Genomic DNA, 17,763 nt, shown 5'->3' with positions numbered 1-17,763 from the left:
CAGAGCTCCTGGGACTAAAAGCCGCCGGAAAGAGAAAAGCGGTAAATGATAAGGCTTTCTCTGCAGCGGCGGGTGAAATTATCTTAGGAATATGCGTTTGGTTTTGGTATAATTAATGGCTGAGACTTATTACTTTGAAGCGTGAATTTGGAGGAGCAGAAATGCTTTTATATACAGAATGGCAGCATGTGTTTAAATTAGATCCCGCTAAAGAAATATCGGACGAAAATTTGGAAAAGCTTTGTGAATCGGGAACGGATGCAGTCATCGTAGGCGGAACCGACGGTGTGACGCTTGATAACACGCTCGATCTTCTGGCCAGAATCCGCAGGTATTCGGTCGCGTGTGCCCTGGAGATATCAGAACTCGAGGCAGTAACGCCGGGATTTGATTATTACCTCATTCCGAGCGTGCTGAATGCAGGTGACCCGAAGTGGATCACCGGAGCCCATCACGAAGCGCTTAAAGCACTCGGTCCTCTGATACAATGGGAAGAGATGATTATGGAAGGGTACTGTATCGCCAATCCGGATTCGAAAGCAGCCAGACGCACCGGCGTAAATAACAGCCTGGACGAGGAAGATATTCTGGCCTATGCACAGCTTGCAGACAAGCTGTTCCGCATTCCCGTCTTTTATCTTGAGTACAGCGGAGTACTGGGCCCTGTAGAAACCGTAAAAAAAACCGCCGCAGCATTGGAGCAGGCCCGCTTTTTCTATGGGGGAGGCATCCGGACGAAAGAGGAAGCCGCAGAAATGGCCGCTTTTGCAGACACAATTGTCGTAGGCAATATTATTTATGAAAACATGAAAGCCGCTCTTTCCACAGTGAAAGCAGTAAAAAAATAAAACGATACCAGGGGCAGGTAAATGAAACGGCACGTTTGTTTCAAATCGTTATCCTGATTAATACGGAGGAATCGGCATGCAAAAAGAAATAATTGAAAAAATGCTCGCGGGCATGAACCCCGAACAAAAAGAAGCCGTTCTATATACGGACGGTCCATTGCTTGTAATGGCCGGCGCAGGAAGTGGAAAAACAAGAGTACTAACCCATCGGATCGCATACTTAATGAGAGAAAAGGGCATCCCGCCTTATGCTATTCTGGCGATTACGTTTACGAATAAAGCGGCACGGGAGATGAAGAACCGGGTCGGGAAACTGGTCGGACCGGTAGCGGAAGATATCTGGATGTCCACGTTTCACTCCATGTGTGTCCGCATCCTGCGCAGAGACATCGACCGGCTCGGATACAACCGCAACTTTTCTATTTTAGATGGTACCGATCAGCTTTCCGTGATCCGCCAGATCCTGAAAGATGAAAATATTGATTCCAAAAAATTCGATGCCCGCAGTATGCTGAGTGTTATTTCATCAAGCAAAAACGTGCTTGAATCTCCGGAAAAGCTGACAGAACGCGCGTATGGCCCGTTTGAAGAAACAGCGGCAAAAGTATACAGCGAATACCAGAAGCGTCTGCGCCGCAACCATGCGCTTGATTTTGACGATCTGATTATGACAACGATCCGTTTGTTCCGTCAGGTGCCGGAAGTGCTGGAATTCTACCAGCGTAAATTTAAGTACATTCATGTAGATGAGTACCAGGATACAAACAAAGCACAGTATACGATCGTGCAGATGCTCGCTGAAAAACACCACAACATCTGTGTCGTAGGGGATTCCGATCAGTCCATTTATAAGTGGCGCGGAGCCGACATTTCAAATATCCTTTCGTTTGAATCCGACTACGAAGAAGCAAAGACGATTCTGCTGGAGCAGAATTACCGCTCCACCAAGAAAATTCTGCAGGCTGCGAATGCGGTGATTACCAATAATGCAGGAAGAAAGCCGAAAAACCTCTGGACCGATAATGATGAAGGCTTAAACATCCGTTATTACCACGCCACGGATGAGCGCGATGAGGCAGCATACATCATCGAAAAAATAAGAGACGAAGTTAACAGCGGGCGCCGCAATTATTCAGATATCGCTATTTTATACCGCACGAACGCCCAGTCGCGGATGATAGAGGAAATGTTTGTGAAATCCAACATTGCCTACAACATGATCGGCGGCACCAAGTTCTATGACAGAAAAGAAATCAAAGATGTGCTCGCATACCTTCGTACGATTGCAAACCCGAATGACGATATCAGCCTTGGACGGATCGTTAACGTGCCTAAACGGGGAATCGGCGCGGCTACCATTGATAAAGTGGCCCATTTTGCTGCAGGAAACGACATCACAATGTTTGATGCGATTCAGGACGCCGACCAGATCGGTCTCGGCGCCAGAGCATCCAAAAAATTAATTGATTTCTCCCGGCAGATGGCCGGCTGGATAGAGATGCAGGAATACCTTTCCGTCACGGAGCTCGTAGAGGAGATCCTGGAAAAAACGGGATACCGTCAGGCGCTGAAAGAAGAACAGACAATTGAAGCGCAGAGCCGGATGGAAAACATCGATGAATTTTTATCGGTAACAAAAGACTTTGAAAAAAATGCAGAAGATAAATCACTTATCGGCTTTCTAACCGATCTGGCACTCGTATCCGACATTAATGCACCGGACGAAGAGGAAAAAGAAAAAGGTGCCGTCGTAATGATGACCCTCCACTCTGCAAAAGGACTGGAATTTCCGACCGTGTTTATTACTGGAATGGAAGAAGGGATTTTCCCACACAGCCGTTCGTTGTTTGAAGCAGAGGAGATGGAAGAAGAGCGCCGTCTGGCTTACGTTGGTATTACAAGAGCCGAGCAGGAGTTGTTTATCACCCATGCCAAGATGAGACAGCTGTACGGTAAAACCCAGGCCAACCCTGTATCCCGGTTCATCGGTGAGCTGCCGAAAGAACTGCTTGAAGGCATGGAAGAGGACAAACCATTGACGCCTTCCTTCCAGCAGAAGCTGTCACCGTATGAACGCCGGCGCCAGGCAGCTGTAGCGGATAGAAAGCATACGGTTCAGGCCGAAACGGGCGGATCGGAGCTTGGGTGGAAAGTAGGAGACAAGGCTTCCCATAAAAAGTGGGGAACCGGCACCGTTGTCAGTGTCAAAGGAGACGCCGAGGATATGGAACTGGATATTGCATTTCCTAAAGACGGCATCAAACGGCTTTTAGCCCGGTTTGCTCCAATTACAAAGGAATAAGCAAGGAAAGGGAGAAAACGATGCAGCAGGCACAAGCAGAAGAAAAAGCAGCGGAGCTACGCAGGCTGCTTGAGAAATACGGCTACCATTATTATGTGCTCGATGATCCGATTGTTCCCGATTCGGAGTACGACGAGAAATTAAAAGAGCTGGTTGATATAGAAGAAGCATTTCCGGAGCTGCAGACAGAGGATTCACCAACGGTCCGCATCGGCGGAGTTCCGCTGGATTCGTTTAAGAAAGTGCAGCATGAGATTCCGATGATGAGCCTGGGTAATGCGTTTAATGAACAGGATCTCCGTGATTTTGACCGGCGCGTTCAGCAGAATTTGGATGAACCGGCCGAATATATCTGCGAGCTGAAGATTGACGGCCTTGCCGTGTCTTTAACGTATGAAAAAGGACGATTTGTACGCGGGGCAACAAGAGGCGATGGCACGACAGGGGAAGATATAACCAATAACCTACGGACCGTCGGTTCGATTCCGCTCCGCCTGGATAACCGTGTGAATATTGAAGTGCGCGGGGAAGTTTTCATGCCGGAAAAGTCATTTGAGCGGTTAAATGAAGAAAAAGAACAAAACGGCGAAGAGCCATTTGCCAATCCAAGAAACGCCGCTGCGGGTTCACTCCGCCAGCTGGATCCCAAAATCGCAGCAAACCGCAACCTGGACATTTTCCTGTATGCTATTGCCGATGACAAAGGCCGCGGCCTGCCTTCTCATCTGGAGTCGCTGGAATACATGAAGGAACTGGGCTTCAAAACAAACCCAGAGAGCCGGCACTGCCAAACGATCGAAGACGTTATTGCCTATGTGGAAGAATGGGCGGATACCCGGACGGGTCTTTCCTACGAAACGGACGGCATCGTGATCAAAGTCAATTCGCTGTCGCAGCAGCAGAAGCTCGGTTTTACAGCGAAAAGCCCGCGCTGGGCGACGGCTTATAAATTTCCGGCGGAAGAAAAAGTAACGACGCTTGAAGATATTATTCTATCAGTCGGCCGTACCGGCGTTGTGACGCCGACCGCTGTGCTTGAACCAGTCCAGGTGGCAGGTACGACCGTGAAACGGGCCTCGCTTCATAATGAGGATCTGATAAGGGAAATAGATGTCAAGCTGGGGGACAAAGTTATTATCAAAAAAGCCGGCGACATTATCCCGAAAGTCGTTAAGGTGCTCACCGAGCTTAGAACCGGTGAAGAAAAAGATTTCGTCATGCCGATCCACTGCCCGGCATGCGAAAGCGAGCTCGTCCGCCTCGAAGGCGAAGTGGCCAGGCGCTGTATTAATCCGCAGTGTCCGGCCCAGCTGAAAGAAGCCATTATTCATTTCGTGTCCAGAGGAGCGATGAATATCGACGGCCTTGGAGAAAAAGTTGTGCTTCAGCTGTTTCGGCATGAACTCATTCACGGTATTGCGGACTTATACAAGCTGGAAAAAGAAAAGCTGCTGGAACTGGAACGAATGGGCGAAAAATCCGTACAGAATTTACTGGAAGCCATTGAAGCTTCAAAAAACAACTCGATGGAAAAGCTTTTGTTCGGTCTGGGCATTTCTCTTGTAGGCGCAAAAGCCGCCAGAACGCTGGCGGCGGAATTTGAGTCCATGGACGGTCTGATGAAGGCGTCTAAAGAAGAACTGCTCGCCGTTTTTGAGATTGGTGAAAAGATGGCGGATTCGATCGTGAATTTTTTCGATAATGAGGAAGCAGTAGAGCTTTTGTCTGAACTAAAGCGCCTCGGCGTTAATATGGAGTACAAAGGACCGAAAAAACAGTCGGCGGTAAAAGAATCACCGCTTCAAGACAAAACCGTCGTGCTTACCGGGAAAATGGAAGACTATTCCCGGAAGCAGGCCCAGGAAATCGTTGAAAAGCTTGGCGGAAATGTGACGGGCAGCGTGAGCCGGAAAACAGATATTCTGATTGCCGGGGAAGATGCAGGTTCCAAGCTGGCGAAAGCGGAAGAACTCTCTGTCGAAGTGTGGAACGAAGCTCGTTTTAAAAAGGAAACGGATGCTGTTTAATAAAGCACGGCCGATTCAAATAGGGAGATGAAAGATATGTGGAGAAAAACAGGCTTGGTCGGAATATCTGCTGTATTGCTGCTCTCCGGATGCCTTCCGGGAATGTCTTCAGATGAAGAAGAAAGCCCGGAGGAAAACCAGGAGGAAGAGGAAACGACAGTAGAAGTCAGCCCTGATATTCCAGGCCTGGATGAATACTACCGCAGCATCCTCGAAGACGGGCAGTATGTGCACGGACAGTCACGCGGATTCAGTACGGAAATGACGTACAATCGTCTGGACTTGGAACGTCTGGAAACGGGCATGCAGGAAATTGCTGTAGATGAATTCAGCCAGGATGATTATTTTTTCCGGGAAGGCCGCTATATTACGAGAGATGAATTAAACAGCTGGCTGAGCCGCCAGGAAGATGCGTCAGATGATGAAGAAGGCAACCCGGACGGCCTAAACCCGGCTCTTGGAGGCGGCGATGATTTTGAAGCCAGGGAAAGTGCTTCGCCAAGAACGCTCTCAAACCTTATCGAGCATAATTACATGGTCGAAGACGGCGGGGATTATGAGCCAGGCGGTGTAATGATCGGCCTTTCCATGAATAGTACGTATTATTTCCGGGAAGAGCTGGACGATGGTTCCTACGGCCCTTGGCTGGAGGAAACGATCGATCGGGAAACGAGCCTGGAGGATGCCGAACGTATAGCCCAGGAGATCACTGAACGCCTTCGCAGTGAAGAGCGCGGGGACGGGGTACTCGAAGATGTACCCATTATGTTTTCGGTTTTCCGGGAAGCTCCAAGGGATGCATCGGTACCGGGTGAATTTATTGCGACCGGGATAGCACAGCCTGGCAACGATGTAGGCAATTGGACTGAGATTGATGAGAACCATTACTTATTCCCTTCCAGTGCAGCCACAGAAGCCCAGCGTTCGGATGCTGAAGCATTCGACTCCTTCCAGGCCGATATTAATAATTTCTTTGAAAACTTTACCGGCGTAGTAGGAGAAGGCTATTACCAGAATGGGGAAATGAGAGAACTAAATATCGAAATTCCTATCCGCTTTTACAGCAAAACAGAAGTTATTGCATTCACCCAGTTTGTAGTAGACCGCATGGAAGCCCGCTTTCCTTCTGAAATGGAAATTGAAATAGAAATTAATTCCACTCAGGGGCAGGAAGCATTAATTGTGAGAGAATCCGGGGAAGATCCTTATACCCATATTTACTAAAAGCCGGCTCCCTGCTTCAGGGGGCCGCCTGCCCCAGCGTTGCTGTGAGACAGCTAATTTGGTATCATCAGTATATTGTGAAAGCATAAGAAGCCGGAGGTGACAATAAAATGGATAAAATTACAAAAGAACAGGTAACGCATGTGGCTCATCTGGCCCGGCTGTCTGTTTCTGAAGAAGAAGCAGAACGATTTACCGAGCAGCTTGATAAAATTATTGAGTTTGCCGAGCAGCTTAACGAAGTGGATACAGATCATATTTCGCCGACATCGCATGTACTCGATATTCATAACGTACTGCGTGAAGATAAAGTAGAACCTTCTTTAAATAGAGAAGACGCATTAAGAAATGCACCGGATCAGGAAAACGGTCAGGTGAAAGTACCATCAGTTTTAGAGTAAAGGGGGGAAGACCATGTCTATATTAGAAGAAAGTTTTTCGAGCGTACATAAGAAGCTTGAAAACAGAGAAGTTAAAGTATCTGAACTAGTAGATGCTTCCTATAAACGAATCAATGAAGTCGACGACAAAGTAAAGGCCTTTCTCACGTTAAACGAAGAACAGGCCCGAGCGCATGCGAAAAAACTGGATGAGGCTATCGGTACAGACGGTGTCAACGGCGTGCTTTTTGGTCTGCCGGGCGGTATTAAGGATAATATTGTCACAAAAAACCTTCGCACGACCTGCGCAAGCCAGCTGCTTGATAACTTTATCCCTGTCTACGATGCAACAGTAGTAGAAGGACTGCAGAAGGCATCTTCTATAAATATCGGCAAGCTGAACATGGACGAATTTGCGATGGGTTCTTCCAATGAGAACTCCAGCTATAAAATCACGCGCAACCCCTGGGACCTTGACCGGGTGCCGGGTGGATCAAGCGGCGGTTCCGCAGCTTCGGTTGCCGCAGGAGAAGTAATGTTTTCTCTTGGCTCCGATACGGGCGGTTCTATCCGTGAGCCGGCTTCCTACTGCGGTGTAGTAGGCATGAAGCCTACGTACGGCCGTGTATCCCGTTTTGGTCTTGTGGCATTTGCTTCTTCTTTAGATCAGGTAGGTCCACTAACCCGTACGGTAGAAGACAACGCCAGAGTTCTTCAGCAAATAGCCGGTCACTGCAAAAGAGATTCGACTTCTGCCGACGTAGAACTTCCGGATTTCAGTGCAGATCTCGAAAAAGGCGTCAAAGGATTGAAAATCGCTGTGCCGAAAGAATATATCGGCGAAGGCGTGCAGCCGGAAATTAAAGAAAAAGTGCTCGAAGCGTTAAAAGTACTCGAAAGCCAGGGCGCGACATGGGAGGAAGTATCTCTTCCCCATTCTAAGTATGCGGTAGCCGCATACTATCTGCTTGCTTCTTCAGAAGCATCGGCTAACCTTTCCCGTTTTGACGGCGTTCGTTTCGGCGTTCGTCACGACGCAAGCAAGAACCTGCTTGAAATGTACAAGGAAACGAGAAGCAAAGGATTTGGGGATGAGGTCAAGCGCCGTATAATGCTTGGAACCTTTGCCTTAAGCTCCGGCTACTACGAGGCCTACTACAAAAAAGCCCAAAAGGTCCGTCATTTAATTAAAAATGATTTTGACGATGTACTTGCTAAATATGACGTGATCATCGGCCCAACAGCGCCGACCGTTGCGTTTAAAGTCGGCGAGCAGATAGATGATCCGCTGACGATGTATGCCAACGATATATTAACCATTCCAGTAAACCTGGCAGGGGTACCGGCTATTTCCGTACCGTGCGGATTTTCTGAAAACATGCCGGTCGGCCTGCAGATTATTGCAAGCCCGTTCGATGAAAAAACGATTTATCAAGTGGCCCATTCCTATGAACAGGCAACGGAACACCATAAAGCGAAAGCGGAATTGTAAGGGGGGAACTATTGTGAAATTTGAAACGGTCATTGGACTTGAAGTCCACTCAGAGCTAAAAACGAATACAAAAATCTTTTGTAATTGTTCAACCGAGTTCGGTGCACCTCCGAATACACAGACCTGTCCGGTCTGCCTCGGTCATCCCGGCGTTCTGCCGGTACTAAATGAACGTGCCGTGGAATATGCCATGAAAGCGGCAATAGCCTTGAACTGCGAAATTGCAGAAGAAACAAAGTTTGACCGCAAAAACTACTTTTATCCGGATAATCCAAAAGCCTACCAGATTTCCCAGTTTGATAAACCAATCGGAGAGCATGGCTGGATCGAAATCGAAGTAGAAGGCTACAAAAAAAGAATCGGCATCACCCGTATTCACCTGGAGGAAGATGCAGGAAAGCTGACACACGATGACTTCGGCGAGCATTCTCTTGTAGACTTCAACCGTGTAGGCACGCCTCTGATTGAAATCGTATCAGAGCCGGACATTCGTACACCGGAAGAGGCCTATGCCTACCTGGAAAAACTGAAGGCTGTCCTGCAGTATACGGAAGTCTCAGACTGCAAAATGGAAGAAGGGTCTCTTCGCTGCGATGCCAACGTATCCCTTCGTCCCGCAGGCCAGGAGGAATTTGGTACAAAAGCCGAGCTGAAAAACCTGAATTCCTTTACGAACGTCCAGAAGGGTCTCGCTTTTGAAGAAATCCGCCAGGAGCAGGAGCTTCTTTCCGGAGGAGAAATTCTTCAGGAAACGAGAAGGTGGGATGACAGTAAAAAAGAAACCGTTCTGATGCGTATTAAAGAAGGATCCGATGATTACCGGTACTTCCCGGAGCCTGACCTGGTGACGTTACTGATTGACCAGGACTGGATTGATAAAATCAAAGCGCAGATTCCTGAGCTTCCGGATGCGAGAAAAGTCCGCTATATTGAAGAATACGATCTGCCGGCTTATGATGCCGGTGTAATCACCCAGTCCAAGGAAATGTCGGACTTTTTCCAGGAAGCAATAGACCAGGGCGTTAATGCCAAACAGACGTCCAACTGGCTCATGGGAGAAGTGAATGCTTACCTGAATGCCAACAACATGGAGCTTCAGGATATCAAGATGACGCCTAAAGCTTTGGGAACATTGATCAAACTGATTGAAGAAGGCACGATTTCCAGCAAGATTGCCAAAACCGTATTTGCTGAACTGATGGAAAACGGCGGCGATCCGGAACAGATCGTTAAAGACAAAGGCCTTGTCCAGATTTCAGATGAAGGCGAGCTTAAGTCGATCGTGGATACGATTTTAGATAACAACCAGCAGTCAATCGAAGACTTTAAAAACGGGAAGGATAAAGCACTTGGCTTCCTCGTCGGCCAAACGATGAAGGAAACCAAAGGAAAAGCGAATCCACAGCTCGTGAACAAATTAATTAAAGAGGGCATGGAAGCCCGTTAAATAGAAAAAAGAAGCAATCGCTGCGGCGGCTGCTTCTTTTTTTGTGAGTCAGGAGAAAATTGCTTGTTTAACCCGGTCGGTCATGAAAGCAAAGTCGGCTTCATCGCTCTGGTCAAATATATCCACAAAACCTTCCAACGCCGGTTCTTGTTCAGCAAGTTCCCGCACGACTTGATGATCTTTAAGCCAGACGTAAGCCATTAATTCAATAAAAGGCATGTCCGGTCCGTATTTCGGCGTTTCATAGAAAACAAACTCAAGCAGGGCCCGAGTTGTTTCTTTATCGCGCGCCGCCTGCTCCTTCATAAAAAATAAAGCCATAAATCCTTCTCTATCCAAAACCATCCAATCACTCTCCTTGCCAGCCGTAATGAAAAAAAGAATCCCCTGCAGCACAGGGGATTAAAAGGGGGGTAAAAAAACTTGGTGGTATGAAAACAAATTAAGAGAGATAAAACTTAATGGATATGCGGTAAAGTTACAAGTGCTGAAAAATCACCACTTGTTGCAAAAAAAGCAGCAATTAAAGCAAGAGTGCTCACTGTTTTTAGTAATTTCATCCATTAATCCTCCCTAAACATAAGTTAAATCTTACTAATAATATCCTCTCATAATTTGTAAATGTGTGCATTTTGGTTTAGAAGCGATCTCATTAGATAATTAACAATATAAATAGCATATCCTAATGTTTTTATGTTTTAATAGAACTATAGTTCTATAAGGAGAGAAAAAAAGATGAGTAATAATATAGGTCCAAAATTAAAAGATTTGAGAGAGTACTATAATATTACTCAAGGAGAATTATCAGAAAATATATGTTCTCAAAGAAACGTATCTAAAATTGAATTAGGGCAAACCATACCGACGGTAGATATATTAAATAAGCTTGCAGTTAGACTAGGAGTAGATATTACGTATTTTTTAAATGAGAATGAAGCCCCGCGGTTTAATTATATCGAGGAAACAAAGAAAAATATTGAAGAATTAGTAAGTTTGACTAAATATAATGAAGCTCTGGAAATTGTAAAACAAGAATTAAAAAATCCGCTATTTAGAAAACCGGCCCATAAGAAATTTTTATTATGGAAGCGTGCGATTTGTCATTTCCATTTAACTGAAGAAAAAGAGGAAGCTCTTGAATTAATTCATTTAGCAATGGAAATTGAAACAAATTCCAAGAAAACAATAACTGTAACAGATATAGAACTCCATATTACATTAGGTATCATGAATTCAGAATTAAAAAATTACAAAGAGTCCAATTTTTATTATGAAAAAGCACATAAAATGTGTGAGAAGTTTCCAAAAATTGATACAAATATTCAACTTATAAAAGTGTATTATAATTCAAGTTTAACTAGTTTTAAAATGCAAAATTATAAACATTCAATTACTATGTCGAACAAAGGAATTGCTGTTTGTTTAAAAATTAATTCATTATTTTTATTAGGAGAACTCTATTATCAGCAAGGGTTATCTTACTATTACAGTAACAAAGTAAAAACTGCTTTAATAGAGATGCGTCAGTCAATGGATGTTTTTAAAATAAAGCAGCAGCAAGGATTTTATGAGTTTGTTGAATATAACTATTTAAATTTTCAAAGAGCCGCAATTAATAAACTGCATCTTACCATGTAGACTGTTTCAAAATACCGCCATCTAGGGTATGGGATAGTAAACCACATAATAAGGAGACTGCAATGAGAAGAGCAAGAGTAATATATAATCCTACATCCGGCAGGGAACAGATGAAAAAAGACCTGCCTTATATATTGGACCGCATGGAACAAAACGGGTATGAGACATCTGCCCATATGACAAAAGCCGAAGGATGCGCTAAGTCGGAAGCGCGGCGGGCTGCGCTGGACGGATTTGACGTGATCATAGCAGCCGGCGGGGACGGGACGATTTTTGAAGTCGTAAACGGCATTGCTGATCTAGAACATCGGCCCAAACTCGGCCTGATTCCTTCCGGTACGACAAACGATATGGCTCGGGCACTTGGTATCAGCGATGTCGGCATAGAAGGCGTATGCGATGTACTCTGCGGCGACTATACCCAGCCTGTCGATATAGGGAAAGTCGGCGACAAGTACTTTATTAATATCGCAGCCGGAGGCAAGCTGACAGAATTAACGTATGATACCCCAAGCCGCCTGAAAACAATGATGGGGCAGTTTGCCTACTATTTAAAAGGGTTCGAAAAGCTCCGCGACCTGCATCCACAGCAAGTAAGAGTGGAGTACGATGATGAAGTGTTTGAAGGAGAAATTATGCTGTTTCTTGTCGCAAATACCAATTCGGTAGGCGGTTTTGAAAAGCTGCTGCCGGAAGCTAAATACAATGACGGGAAATTTGATGTTATTCTAATCAAAAAAACCAATTTGGCCGAGTTAGTAAAAATAGGCACGCAGGCATTGAATGCAGAACACCTGAATCATGAACGCGTCATGTATGTGAAAGCCAGCCGCGTGAAGATTGAAGTAGAGGGTGATATGCAGCTCAATCTGGACGGTGAGCACGGCGGGGAACTGCCATGTGAATTCTTTAACCTTCATCATCATATTGAAATGTTCAGCCCGAAAGTGAAATAAACCAAAAAAGGGACTCTTCCAAGAGTTCCTTTTTTACTGAATCCGTTTCTTCTGCTTCCATTCCTGATGAAGAATACTGTAAATATGAACGTCCCGCCGTTCCCCTTTAACCAAAAGCCGCTGCCGGAGTGTGCCTTCATACGTCATACCTATTTTTTCGAGGACGCGGATCGACTGGGTGTTTTCAGCGAAGCATCTGGCTTCGATGCGTGTAACACCCATTCGTTCGAAAGCAAATTGACTCAAGGCACTGGCTGCTTCATAAATAAGGCCGAGTCCCCAGTATGGTTCAGCTAGGGCAAATCCGATTTCAACCGTTCCGTTTCCGCGTTCCCACCAGGCAAAATCAATGGTGCCGATCATTTTTTTGTCTGCTTTATGCTCAATCGCAAAAGGGGCCATTTCCCCCCGGCGGTACCGTTCAAAAGCATAGTCCAGAAACCGCTGTGATTCCCGCAGTGACTGATGGGCCTCCCACAATACCTGGCGGCTGATGTTCTCGTTGGATGCATATTCAAATACATCCCGGAGATCGGTCTGCTGCAGACGTCTCAGAATAAGCCGTTCGGTCTCTAATATTGGAAAAGGTTTGAAAAGTGTCGGGGTTCGGCGGAGCATAGGGGATACCTCCTAATTCGTTTCTTCCGTTTCTTGAAAAAGAACCGGTTCGTCTTCTGAAGCATCCTCTTCCTGACGGGCCTCATCAAAAGAACTGCCAAAATCGTCCCATTGTTCATCAAAAGAATCCCAGCTGCTGTTTGTTTGCTCTTCCGCAACTGGGGTGTTGACAGCGTCAGCTGATTCAGGTGCTTCCGGCTCTGTGAAGCCGTTGGTGAAAGCAGAAGCGGCTGTGAAAAGAGTCAGCGGTGTCGTCAAAGCCGGAGCCTGGCCGCTGGAGGGGAAAGAAGCCCACGTCTCGTCGAAATCGTGTAAGCGTTCTTCTTCCGTCTGATTTTCCTCGTCTTCCACCTCAAGCTGGGCTTCTGCCCATCTGTCATCAGCTTCTTCTGTTTCCGGTTCGGTTTCATCGGAAGAGAACATCTGGTTCATAAAAGAAGAAAAAAATCCTTCCTGTTCGGGGGATGCCGCACCGGCAGAAGCAGCAGGCAGGCTGAGAAAACAGATAAGTGCAGCACTTGTCATCCATTTCATATGTACATTCCCTTGCTTTCCTATGTTTTAACATTATATTACCATATATTAAGGGGGAAATATGTCATTTCTTGTAATATAGGAGAAAGTTGCAGACGCAGGCAAAATAGGGCAAAATATTAAGCAGTGCCAAAAAACCTGCGGTGTCTACCGGACAACAGAATAAAAAATACCTTTTACATAAAATAGTTCATGACCGGCACTTTTCCTGCATTACAAAGCAGTAAGATAAAAGGAGGACATAATATGACAGAAACATTAACAACAGCGACTTGGTTTTGGCTTTTGGTTCCGATGCCTATTCTTATTATTCTCTCCTGCATTACGTTTGTGACAGATAAAAGAAAGCAGAGGAGAGATGGAAAGTGACGATACCAACGCTAGTTACGTTTTTAATTTACCTTGTCGGCATGTTCGCAATCGGTATTATTTTCTACAAAATGACGAACAATCTTTCCGATTATGTATTAGGAGGAAGAAAGCTTGGCGGGGCAGTCGCTGCGTTGAGCGCCGGTGCCTCGGACATGAGCAGCTGGCTCCTGCTCGGGCTGCCGGGAGCAATGTATTTAGGGGGAATGAGTGAAATCTGGCTCCCGATCGGCCTTGCCGTCGGTGCCTACTTAAACTGGCAGTTTATGGCCCGGCGTCTTAGACGCTATACGGAAGTGGCCAATGATTCTATTACAATTCCGGATTTTCTGGAAAATCGCTTTCGGGATAAAAGCAAGCTCCTGCGGATGGTTTCCGCTGTCTTTATACTTATTTTCTTTGCCTTCTACGCGTCTTCCGGTCTGGTCGGGGGAGCTACGCTGTTTCAGAATTCCTTTGGATGGGATTACACGACCGCTCTTTGGATAGGGGTGGCGGTCATTATTACGTACACGTTCCTGGGCGGGTTTCTTGCCGTCAGCTGGACGGACTTTTTTCAAGGAATCATTATGTTTCTCGCTCTCGTCATTGTGCCATTTGTGGCCGTTTCGGAGCTGGGCGGCTGGAGGGAAACCATCTCAGCGGTTGGAACCGTTGATCCTACGCATTTAGATGCGTTTGCCGGCACCTCTGCGATTGGTATTATTTCCCTGCTCGCCTGGGGGCTTGGTTATTTTGGCCAGCCTCATATTATTACGAGGTTTATGGCAATCCGCTCAGAAGAAGAAATTCCAAAAGCACGGCTAATCGGTATGACGTGGATGGTGCTTTCCTTATTTGGTGCCATTTTCACAGGATTTGTAGGCATTGCCTACTTCTCTGCTGCCGGAGCGGGAGGAGCGCTTGCTGATGGCTCTCACGAGACGGTATTTATTCTGTTTTCGCAGCTGTTATTTAATGAATGGATTTCCGGCTTTCTGCTGGCTGCTATTCTGGCTGCGATTATGAGTACAATTGATTCGCAGCTGCTTGTTTCTTCGAGCGCGCTGGCCGAGGACTTTTACAAAGGCTATCTGCGGCCGAAAGCAAGCGACCTCGAGCTCGTCTGGGTTGGAAGAATAGGAGTAGTAGCGATCGCCCTGATCGCAACAGTGCTGGCCTACAATCCGGACAGCACCGTGCTCGAACTGGTACAGTACGCCTGGGCAGGGTTTGGGGCTGTATTTGGCCCTGTCCTGCTGCTGGCATTGTTCTGGCGCCGCACAACGATGGGAGGCGCATTGGCAGGCATGCTGACAGGAGGAGGTACTGTCATTTTATGGGCCATTCCTTCAGAGGGTATTTTTGCCCTGTATGAGCTTGTACCGGGATTCCTTTTTGCGGGAATTGCCATTATTGTGGTCAGCCTGATGCAAAAGCCGCCGCATAAAGAAATAATAGAGGAATTTGATAAAGTAGACGCCATGTAAAAAACCGACCCCGTGAGGGTCGGTTTTTTAATAGCCGCGGTTAATATTAACAAAAGCGAAAATACCGGTGCCTATGGCAGTAATTGCTGTAATAATAACAAACCAGTGCATAGAGGGGCCTCCTTCAGCTGTATTCTTTTATGTAGAAGAAAGAGCGGGTAGGCTCTTTCAGTCTTCTTACACGATGGATGCTTCTTTTTTCAGCTCTTCGCGTTCGTTTTCTGTAAACACGCGGGAGCGGGTTAAAAACCGTTTGCCTTCCGGGCCTTCCAGGGAAAACATACCGCCCCGGCCGTCCACTACATCGATAATGAGCTGGGTATGCTTCCAGTACTCATACTGGTCCTTTGAAATATAGAAAGGCGCGCCGCCGATTTTTCCAAGTAATACATCACTGTCTCCGACCTTGAATTCATCCGCTGCAAAACACATTGGTGCACTGCCGTCACAGCAGCCTCCGGATTGATGAAACATCAATTCACCGTGCCGTTTTTTGAGTGATTCCATCAGTTCAAGCGTGGCATCTGTTGCGGTTACTTTATCCACAGCCATATTAACCATCCTCTCTTGAAAATAGGGTCTAATCGCGGGACAGAAGAAAAAGGATATAGTCTTATTGTACACGTTTTCATCCAGAAAGAAAATCAGGCCGCCCCCATTTCTGGAAGGCGGCCCGTATAATCTGCTGCGGGTGTTTAAAAGAAACCTAACGCGTCATCACTGTAGCTGACAAGCATGTTTTTTGTCTGCTGGTAGTGATCAAGCATCATCAAATGGTTCTCACGGCCGATACCGGATTTCTTGTATCCACCGAACGCTGCGTGTGCAGGGTAATCGTGATAGCAGTTGGTCCAGACACGGCCGGCCTGAATGCCGCGGCCAAAGCGGTAGGCTGTCGTAATATTACGAGTCCAGATACCGGCGCCTAATCCATAAAGGGTATCGTTGGCGGTTTCCATTGCTTCTTCATCTGTTTTAAAGGTCGTAACAGAAAGAACCGGTCCAAAAATTTCTTCCTGGAAAATTCTCTGTTTATTGTGTCCTTTAAAGACAGTAGGCTCAATATAGAAGCCTTCAGCGAGTTCTTCATCGTCCATTTTTTGCCTGCCGCCGCCTGTAAGAAGCTCGGCATTTTCCTGTTTACCGATATCCAGGTACGATAGAATTTTTTCCATCTGTTCCTGGGAAGCCTGGGCGCCCATCATCGTATCGGTATCAAGCGGGTGGCCGACTTTAATAGCGTTTACGCGCTCGAGGGCACGTTTCATAAACTCATCGTAAATGTCTTCATGAATCAAGGCACGGGACGGGCATGTACATACTTCCCCTTGATTCAGGGCAAACAATACCATACCTTCTACTGCTTTATTCAGGAACTTATCATCCTCGAGCATAATATCCTTAAAGAAAATGTTCGGGGATTTTCCTCCCAGTTCCAGTGTAACCGGAATAATATTCTCTGACGCATACTGCATAATCAGACGTCCGGTCGTTGTTTCACCGGTGAAGGCGACTTTGGAAATCCGGCTGTTGGTGGCAAGCGGCTTGCCGGCTTCAACGCCGAATCCCTGAACAACGTTCAATACGCCAGGAGGAAGCAGGTCCTGAATTAATTCCATAACAAGCATGATCGAAGCGGGTGTCTGCTCGGCCGGCTTGAGTACGATGGTGTTGCCGGCAGCCAGCGCAGGCGCGATTTTCCACGTTCCCATAAGAATAGGGAAGTTCCATGGAATGATCTGACCTACAACACCAAGAGGCTCATGGAAGTGGTAAGCGACAGTATCATCATTAATCTGGCTTAAGCGGCCTTCCTGAGCACGGATAACCCCGGCAAAATAACGGAAGTGATCGACTGCCAGCGGAATATCGGCATTAAGTGTTTCACGGATAGCTTTTCCGTTGTCCCATGTTTCTGCTACGGCAAGCATTTCCAGGTTTTCTTCGATGCGATCTGCGATTTTATTTAGTATTTTCGAGCGCTCTGCCACCGAGGTTTTACCCCAGGCATCTTTTGCCGCCTCTGCTGCATCGACGGCAAGTTCCACGTCTTCTTTGGATGAACGGGCTACCTGGCAGAATACTTTGCCGGTAACAGGGGATACATTATCGAAATACTCCCCGTTGACGGGAGCTTTGAATTCCCCATTTATAAAATTGTCATAACGATCCTTAAATTGAACAAGACTTCCTTTTGTGTTCGGGCTTTCATAGCGCATGCGATTTCCTCTCCTTTTACATAAATGTGATAGTGATACACAAAACTGTAAATCGGTAGAATACGATAATGGAAGCGATTACATGTAGAATTTTATCACATATTTTTCCTTTTTAAAACAATATTCTATCTGCCTATTATCAATAAGTTATAAATGAATATTAACAGTCCCTCAGCCGCTTCACCTGGAAAAACGGTGATATTTGTCGCAGAAGCGTATTTCTTCTATAATAGAAGAGTA

General features: G+C 46.3%; 16 protein-coding genes. 11 read left to right on the top strand and 5 right to left on the bottom strand.

The features are described from left to right. The first annotated feature begins 161 nt into the window (after nucleotides 1-161). The 7 genes from pcrB (at nucleotide 162) to gatB (ending at nucleotide 9,720) form a co-directional block, all read left to right on the top strand. Nucleotides 162-848: a heptaprenylglyceryl phosphate synthase gene (pcrB, locus tag AC5W14_RS09275; RefSeq protein WP_496060309.1), complete on the top strand. Its 687-nt coding sequence runs from the start codon at nucleotides 162-164 to the stop codon at nucleotides 846-848. 76 nt (nucleotides 849-924) lie between these two features. Then, nucleotides 925-3,150, top strand: a complete 2,226-nt coding sequence (gene pcrA, locus AC5W14_RS09270; RefSeq protein WP_496194200.1) for a DNA helicase PcrA — start codon at nucleotides 925-927, stop codon at nucleotides 3,148-3,150. 20 nt (nucleotides 3,151-3,170) lie between these two features. Next, entirely contained in the window at nucleotides 3,171-5,177 is a 2,007-nt protein-coding gene (ligA, locus tag AC5W14_RS09265; RefSeq protein ID WP_496194199.1) for an NAD-dependent DNA ligase LigA, read from the top strand. Nucleotides 5,178-5,213: 36 nt separating this feature from the next. Then, a complete protein-coding gene (locus AC5W14_RS09260; RefSeq protein WP_496060312.1) occupies nucleotides 5,214-6,401 on the top strand; it encodes a CamS family sex pheromone protein in 1,188 nt (395 codons plus the stop codon). 110 nt (nucleotides 6,402-6,511) lie between these two features. After that, nucleotides 6,512-6,802: an Asp-tRNA(Asn)/Glu-tRNA(Gln) amidotransferase subunit GatC gene (gene gatC, locus AC5W14_RS09255; RefSeq protein ID WP_496060313.1), complete on the top strand. Its 291-nt coding sequence runs from the start codon at nucleotides 6,512-6,514 to the stop codon at nucleotides 6,800-6,802. Between the two features lie 13 nt (nucleotides 6,803-6,815). After that, nucleotides 6,816-8,273 (top strand): Asp-tRNA(Asn)/Glu-tRNA(Gln) amidotransferase subunit GatA, encoded by a 1,458-nt coding sequence (gene gatA / locus AC5W14_RS09250; RefSeq protein ID WP_496194198.1) that lies wholly within the window; start codon nucleotides 6,816-6,818, stop codon nucleotides 8,271-8,273. 13 nt (nucleotides 8,274-8,286) lie between these two features. Beyond that, on the top strand, nucleotides 8,287-9,720 hold the full coding sequence (gene gatB, locus AC5W14_RS09245; protein ID WP_496060315.1) for an Asp-tRNA(Asn)/Glu-tRNA(Gln) amidotransferase subunit GatB: 1,434 nt from the start codon (nucleotides 8,287-8,289) through the stop codon (nucleotides 9,718-9,720). A gap of 48 nt (nucleotides 9,721-9,768) precedes the next feature. Here gatB and AC5W14_RS09240 read toward each other — a convergent pair whose 3' ends face one another. Then, complete coding sequence (locus tag AC5W14_RS09240) at nucleotides 9,769-10,065, bottom strand: hypothetical protein (RefSeq protein ID WP_496194197.1); 297 nt, start codon at nucleotides 10,063-10,065, stop codon at nucleotides 9,769-9,771. A 390-nt stretch (nucleotides 10,066-10,455) separates the two neighbouring features. On the opposite strand from AC5W14_RS09240, the gene AC5W14_RS09235 reads away from it, so the two are divergent. Continuing rightward, entirely contained in the window at nucleotides 10,456-11,358 is a 903-nt protein-coding gene (locus AC5W14_RS09235; protein ID WP_496194196.1) for a helix-turn-helix domain-containing protein, read from the top strand. 62 nt (nucleotides 11,359-11,420) lie between these two features. Next, nucleotides 11,421-12,314 (top strand): diacylglycerol kinase, encoded by an 894-nt coding sequence (locus AC5W14_RS09230; protein WP_496194195.1) that lies wholly within the window; start codon nucleotides 11,421-11,423, stop codon nucleotides 12,312-12,314. A 33-nt stretch (nucleotides 12,315-12,347) separates the two neighbouring features. Here the strand turns inward: AC5W14_RS09230 and AC5W14_RS09225 are convergent, their stop codons facing one another. Beyond that, nucleotides 12,348-12,932: a GNAT family N-acetyltransferase gene (locus tag AC5W14_RS09225; RefSeq protein WP_496060319.1), complete on the bottom strand. Its 585-nt coding sequence runs from the start codon at nucleotides 12,930-12,932 to the stop codon at nucleotides 12,348-12,350. 12 nt (nucleotides 12,933-12,944) lie between these two features. Beyond that, nucleotides 12,945-13,466 carry a hypothetical protein gene (locus AC5W14_RS09220; RefSeq protein ID WP_496194194.1) on the bottom strand — a complete coding sequence of 174 codons (522 nt, stop codon included), beginning with the start codon at nucleotides 13,464-13,466 and terminating at the stop codon, nucleotides 12,945-12,947. Nucleotides 13,467-13,712: 246 nt separating this feature from the next. Between AC5W14_RS09220 and AC5W14_RS09215 the strand changes: the two genes are divergently transcribed. Further along, a complete protein-coding gene (locus AC5W14_RS09215) occupies nucleotides 13,713-13,835 on the top strand; it encodes a hypothetical protein (RefSeq protein ID WP_496194193.1) in 123 nt (40 codons plus the stop codon). Next, nucleotides 13,832-15,304: a sodium/proline symporter PutP gene (putP, locus tag AC5W14_RS09210; protein WP_496194192.1), complete on the top strand. Its 1,473-nt coding sequence runs from the start codon at nucleotides 13,832-13,834 to the stop codon at nucleotides 15,302-15,304. The genes AC5W14_RS09215 and putP overlap by 4 nt, the downstream gene beginning before the upstream one ends. 177 nt (nucleotides 15,305-15,481) lie before the next feature. Here putP and AC5W14_RS09205 read toward each other — a convergent pair whose 3' ends face one another. Together AC5W14_RS09205 and exaC are read right to left on the bottom strand one after the other, a co-directional pair. Further along, the gene (locus AC5W14_RS09205) at nucleotides 15,482-15,856 is read right to left on the bottom strand and encodes a DUF779 domain-containing protein (RefSeq protein ID WP_496060323.1); all 375 of its coding nucleotides are present in this window, start codon (nucleotides 15,854-15,856) and stop codon (nucleotides 15,482-15,484) included. Nucleotides 15,857-15,999: 143 nt separating this feature from the next. Further along, nucleotides 16,000-17,523, bottom strand: a complete 1,524-nt coding sequence (gene exaC, locus AC5W14_RS09200) for an acetaldehyde dehydrogenase ExaC (protein WP_496060324.1) — start codon at nucleotides 17,521-17,523, stop codon at nucleotides 16,000-16,002. Between the last annotated feature and the right edge of the window lie 240 nt (nucleotides 17,524-17,763).

Source organism: Sinobaca sp. TMA16-18 (assembly GCF_059510535.1).
This window is presented reverse-complemented; position numbering and strand designations above follow the sequence as displayed.

Coding starts and splice junctions, on each gene's coding strand:
- AC5W14_RS09240 (WP_496194197.1), bottom strand. CDS start 10,065: ATGGTTTTGGATAGAGAAGGATTTATGGCTTTATTTTTTATGAAGGAG.
- ligA (WP_496194199.1), top strand. CDS start 3,171: ATGCAGCAGGCACAAGCAGAAGAAAAAGCAGCGGAGCTACGCAGGCTG.
- AC5W14_RS09215 (WP_496194193.1), top strand. CDS start 13,713: ATGACAGAAACATTAACAACAGCGACTTGGTTTTGGCTTTTGGTTCCG.
- AC5W14_RS09260 (WP_496060312.1), top strand. CDS start 5,214: ATGTGGAGAAAAACAGGCTTGGTCGGAATATCTGCTGTATTGCTGCTC.
- pcrB (WP_496060309.1), top strand. CDS start 162: ATGCTTTTATATACAGAATGGCAGCATGTGTTTAAATTAGATCCCGCT.
- AC5W14_RS09220 (WP_496194194.1), bottom strand. CDS start 13,466: ATGAAATGGATGACAAGTGCTGCACTTATCTGTTTTCTCAGCCTGCCT.
- gatA (WP_496194198.1), top strand. CDS start 6,816: ATGTCTATATTAGAAGAAAGTTTTTCGAGCGTACATAAGAAGCTTGAA.
- AC5W14_RS09235 (WP_496194196.1), top strand. CDS start 10,456: ATGAGTAATAATATAGGTCCAAAATTAAAAGATTTGAGAGAGTACTAT.
- exaC (WP_496060324.1), bottom strand. CDS start 17,523: ATGCGCTATGAAAGCCCGAACACAAAAGGAAGTCTTGTTCAATTTAAG.
- AC5W14_RS09230 (WP_496194195.1), top strand. CDS start 11,421: ATGAGAAGAGCAAGAGTAATATATAATCCTACATCCGGCAGGGAACAG.
- pcrA (WP_496194200.1), top strand. CDS start 925: ATGCAAAAAGAAATAATTGAAAAAATGCTCGCGGGCATGAACCCCGAA.
- AC5W14_RS09205 (WP_496060323.1), bottom strand. CDS start 15,856: ATGGCTGTGGATAAAGTAACCGCAACAGATGCCACGCTTGAACTGATG.
- gatC (WP_496060313.1), top strand. CDS start 6,512: ATGGATAAAATTACAAAAGAACAGGTAACGCATGTGGCTCATCTGGCC.
- AC5W14_RS09225 (WP_496060319.1), bottom strand. CDS start 12,932: ATGCTCCGCCGAACCCCGACACTTTTCAAACCTTTTCCAATATTAGAG.